This is a genomic window from Halobacillus sp., assembly GCF_049282395.1.
Classification (GTDB): Bacteria; Bacillota; Bacilli; order Bacillales; family Halobacillaceae; genus Halobacillus.
The window spans coordinates 1-4,576 of the sequence record NZ_JBAPTY010000107.1 but is presented as its reverse complement, the minus strand read 5'-3'; the positions used below and the strand labels follow the sequence as shown (position 1 = coordinate 4,576).

At 45.3% G+C, this 4,576-nt stretch carries 3 protein-coding genes; all 3 read left to right on the top strand.

Translation table 11 applies throughout. The annotated features are described in order from the left end of the window. The first annotated feature begins 308 nt into the window (after window positions 1–308). Genes WAM07_RS05175 through WAM07_RS05165 form a run of 3 tightly spaced genes read left to right on the top strand, consistent with a single transcriptional unit; the run spans window position 309 to window position 4,263 of the window. Entirely contained in the window at window positions 309–872 is a 564-nt protein-coding gene (locus tag WAM07_RS05175; protein ID WP_422165347.1) for a glycerol-3-phosphate acyltransferase, read from the top strand. Then, on the top strand, window positions 869–2,470 hold the full coding sequence (locus tag WAM07_RS05170) for a GNAT family N-acetyltransferase (protein ID WP_422165346.1): 1,602 nt from the start codon (window positions 869–871) through the stop codon (window positions 2,468–2,470). Before WAM07_RS05175 ends, WAM07_RS05170 begins: the two co-directional genes overlap by 4 nt. Beyond that, the gene (locus WAM07_RS05165; RefSeq protein ID WP_422165344.1) at window positions 2,467–4,263 is read left to right on the top strand and encodes an LTA synthase family protein; all 1,797 of its coding nucleotides are present in this window, start codon (window positions 2,467–2,469) and stop codon (window positions 4,261–4,263) included. Before WAM07_RS05170 ends, WAM07_RS05165 begins: the two co-directional genes overlap by 4 nt. The last annotated feature ends 313 nt before the right edge of the window (window positions 4,264–4,576 follow it).

The window sequence follows — 4,576 nt, the reverse complement described above, 5'->3', positions numbered from 1 at the left end:
GTCCGGAGGGGGACGATGTAGACTCCTGCGGGATGAACATGATCGGTGAGATCCCGCAGGGCTGTTAAGCCCGAGGAAGCTCAGCCCATGCCCGCGGAAAGCGAAATCGTCCCCCGGAGGACCTTTCGCTCACCAATATCTCGAAACTGAGTCTTCAACAAACGGGAGCTTATTTTTAACAAGTGATAATGAGGTTTAACAGCGGGAAAAATCTTAAAAAGAAGAAATTCTGAGGATTTTCGTCACCTTCTCCCTTTACCAGAAACTTCAAGATGGTAAAATATGATCAGATAGGAAGGTGTTGTAACGTGTGGATCGTGATTTGCTATTTGATTGCGAATATAAACGGCGCCTATTTGGTGACCAAATGGCGAAAAGGTGCTGATATCCGTACGCTTGGAAGCGGCACGGGCGGGGCCAAAAACGCAGGTCGAATTCTGGGAAAGCCGGCTTTTGTAATGACCGTGGTGATCGATGCACTAAAAGTGATCCTGCCTTTAAGCCTGCTCCTTTACTTATCGGTCTCTCCAATCATCATTGGTTTCTCAGCTATCGCTTTAATTGCAGGACATATATGGCCGCTTTTCCTTAAAGGAAGAGGAGGCAAGGGTGTAGTCGTTTATCTGGCAGCCCTCCTGATGCTCGAACCTATAGGTTTGCTCCTATTCGGTCTCATTGCCTTTATTGCAAGCGTTACTCCTTTACCTTTTTCCAAAGTAATGATGGTTGCAATGGGACTCCCCCCTCTCTTAACCCTCTGGCAGGAAAGCCCGGGGGTTGGACTATGCCTGGGAGTTGGATACATCCTGGTCGTTATAGCCCACACCTTTCCCGTACATCCCCGTTTGTTAACAAAGGAGGAACAGATATGACAAAGCAGTCTATTCAATATAAAAATGCTGACTCGGAAGAAGAATACCGACAAATACATGAATTAAACTACCAGACATTTGTAGAAGAAATCCCCCAGCACGAAAAAAACGAAACCCGCAAGCTGGTGGATCGTTTTCACACTGAAAATACATATATCATTGCTAAAGAAAGCGAAATAATTATCGGTATGATTGCCGTCCGGGCAACGCGACCGTTTTCTCTCGATCAGAAACTCCCTAATCTTGACAGCTACTTACATGAGGTCGAGGCTCCCTGTGAAATTCGTCTGCTTTCAATCCATCCGGAATACCGCAAGGGTTCGGTTTTCTTTGGATTAATTGACCAGTTGATTCGATACTGTCTTCAGAAAAACTATGATGCAGCATTAATCTCAGGGACTGAGCGTGAATGGAGGCTGTACCGGAAGTTAGGGTTTGAACCTTTTGGCCCCATGACTGGTCAGGAAGGTGCTAAGTTCCAGCCGATGAAACTAACCAAGCATCGCTTTGTAAAAGCTACTCAGGCCTTCCACCGGATCTTGGCTCGATATGAACCGATATCGTTTTTATCCGGCCCTGTAGCCGTAAAAGATGAAGTGAAAGAGGCATTGGCAGCCTCTCCTCTGTCTCATCGATCGGGCTCTTTTATCAGCCAAATGAAAACAGTGCGCAACTTGCTTACGGAGCGCACAAATGCTAAACACGTCACGGTCTCAGTAGGGACGGGAACGCTTGCTAATGACGTTGTCGCCCAGCAGATTAAACAATTGGACCGGACGGGTCTTATTCTCTCAAATGGTGAATTCGGCGACCGGCTGATGGACCACGCCCACCGGACAGGGCTTGATTTTTACAGAATGCAGAAAGCGTGGAACGAACCGATCAATTTAAACCGTGTACGTGACTTTCTGAAAGAACACCCTTCCATTGGATGGATCTGGTGTGTCCATTGCGAAACTTCGACCGGGTATTTGTTTGATGTCGGAGAACTGAAAAAAATAGCAGACTCTGAAAATGTAAAACTCTGTCTGGATGCCTGCAGTTCCCTCGGTGCCGATCCGCTTGATCTTTCCGGTGTTCATATCGCTTCCAGTGTGAGCGGTAAAGCGCTTGCCTCTTATCCTGGACTGGCCATCGTCTTTCATAATTATGTACCGGTACCGGACCCGGATATTCCAAAATACCTGGATCTTGGCGTTTATGATTCTAATCACAGCATCCCGTACACACACTCTACCAACCTGGTTCATGCTCTTGAGGTATCTCTGTCTTCAATCGATGAAAGGCCTCTTGGGGCATGCATGATGGAACTTAGAAATGTGCTGGGTAACCAGGGATTGAAGGTTCTCGGTGATCACAGCTATTCAAACGGGATTGTTACGATTGCCCTGCCGGATCACATTTCTCAGCAGAGTTTTGGGGAAAGGTTAAAGAAAAATGGGATCTTCATTAACTACGAAAGCAGCTATTTGGCTAGACGAAACTGGGTGCAGATTGCGCTTATGGGTGATGTAGATTCAAACCATCTACTTCGGCTCGGGGAAGTTATGAACCGTGTTTTGAGCTCTGAAACCCTTCCGAAGGTGAACCAGTCGTGAGAAAAGTTTCCTGGATTGTCTTGTTTTACTGGCTGAAAACAACAGCCGTTATGTATGTTGCTTTTCAAATGTCACCCCCCGGAGTGACCGACCATTTATTATTAATTTTCAGCTCGCTCGGACCTCTGCTGCTATGGTTCGGGCTCTCGTTTTTCTTTTTTAAACGCCTGCAGCCATGGGTATTAATCGTTCTAATGTTTTTAACCACCTTCTTTCTTTATGCTCACTTAATTTATTATCGTTTTTATGAAGATTTTCTCACCCTTCCTATTCTGCTTCAGGTAGGAAACGTAGGAGGACTGAGTCAAAGTACGTGGACTCTTCTTTCTCCATGGGACCTGTTATTTATTATTGATTTAGTGGTAATTGGCTGGTGGCTGATCAAGAAAGGATCCTTCACAATTACGCTTAAAGAAAAAAAGCAATACGCAGGAAGTGCAGCGGGCATTTCCCTAGTGATGCTGGCAGCTGCCTGGTGGCATTCTCCCCACCTTTTCCAGGAAAACTATAACCGTGATAAAGTTGTGACTTCCATCAGCATCTATGCGTATCAATGGTTTGATATTGCCTACAGCATAACGGCACCACTTCAGAAGACTATGGCAGACCAATCCGCCGCTGCACCTGTAGAAAAATATGTGGCCGAGAAAGACCCTTTAAAGACAAAATGGTTCGGTCAGGCAAAAGGAAAGAATGTGGTTTTCATTACACTGGAATCCGTTCAAAACTTCGTCATTGATGCAGAAGTAAAAGGAGAACCGGTGACGCCATTTTTAAATCAATTAAAAGAGGAAAGTCTTTATTTCTCCAACCTCTACGATCAGGCTTCTCAAGGCAAAAGCTCGGACGCAGAGTTCATGGTAGATACTGGATTATATCCGCTCGACGGTGGTTCTGCATTCGTACGCAGGCCCAATAATACGTTCAACGGGCTGCCAGAACTTTTGGAAGACTATCAGACTACCGTTTTTCACGGAAACGTAAGAACGTTTTGGAATCGGGAGCAAATGTATGAGTCCCTTGGATATGACCAGTTTATATCCAAACAAGATTATGAGATTAACGAAGATAATCGGATTAATTACGGAATAGAGGATAAATCCTTTTTCAGACAATCAATCCCGTATATGAAGCAGTTAAACGAGCCTTATATGGCGAAGTTTATTACCCTTACGAATCACTTTCCGTTTTTATTGGATAAGAATGACCGAAGCCTTCCAATTGCGGAAACTTCGGAACCGGTGGTCAATCGCTACTTAACTACGGTGCGGTACTTGGATGAATCGATTCGTCAGCTGTTTCAGTCGTTAAAAGAAGAAGGGATGTACCAGGATACGATGTTTGTGCTGTTCGGGGACCATTACGGTATCTCTAAGGAATATGAAGACGGAGTGCATGAGCTTCTCGATCAGCCCGATACGGCGCTTTCTCATACAACGAACCAGCGCGTCCCGCTGCTTATTCATATTCCAGGAATGGAAGGGAAAACGTTTACTACATTAGGTGGGCAAATTGACATCCGCTCCACTGTCTTTCATTTACTCGGAAAAGAGACAGAGAATTACATGAGTTTCAGCCAGAATCTTCTAGCTGACGATAAAGAAGAATTTGTAGCTTTCCGTGATGGCGATTTTGTAACGCCTTCCTATCTCTTTCAAGACGGCATTTGTTACAAAACAGCCAGCAGCCAGCCTGTAAATGGCTCCCATTGTAAAGAAGGTCGGGAAAAGGCACGTGAAAAGCTTAAATTGTCCGATCACATTATTAAAGGAGACCTGCTTCGTTTTAAATAATGACACGGTTAAAGTCCGGGGTTGATATTACAGTTAAGCTCCCATTACTTGAAGACTCAGTTTCGAGATAAATGGGTCCTTTACGTTAGATGGACAAGGGCAGGTGGGGAAATAACTCGCTTTCCTATGGGGGAACGTTGAGCTTCCTCGCTCGTTTCACTCCCTGCGGGATCTCACCTAGTCCCTTCTCCCATGGGAGTCTCGCCATTTCCCCACCAACCCCGCTATAATGTTGCGAACGGACCCTTCCAGAAGAATGAAAGTTCTTCTCCTTAATCTGCATTAAACGCTTTTATAACAGGCTATTGTGCAT

Coding starts and splice junctions, on each gene's coding strand:
- WAM07_RS05170 (WP_422165346.1), top strand. CDS start 869: ATGACAAAGCAGTCTATTCAATATAAAAATGCTGACTCGGAAGAAGAA.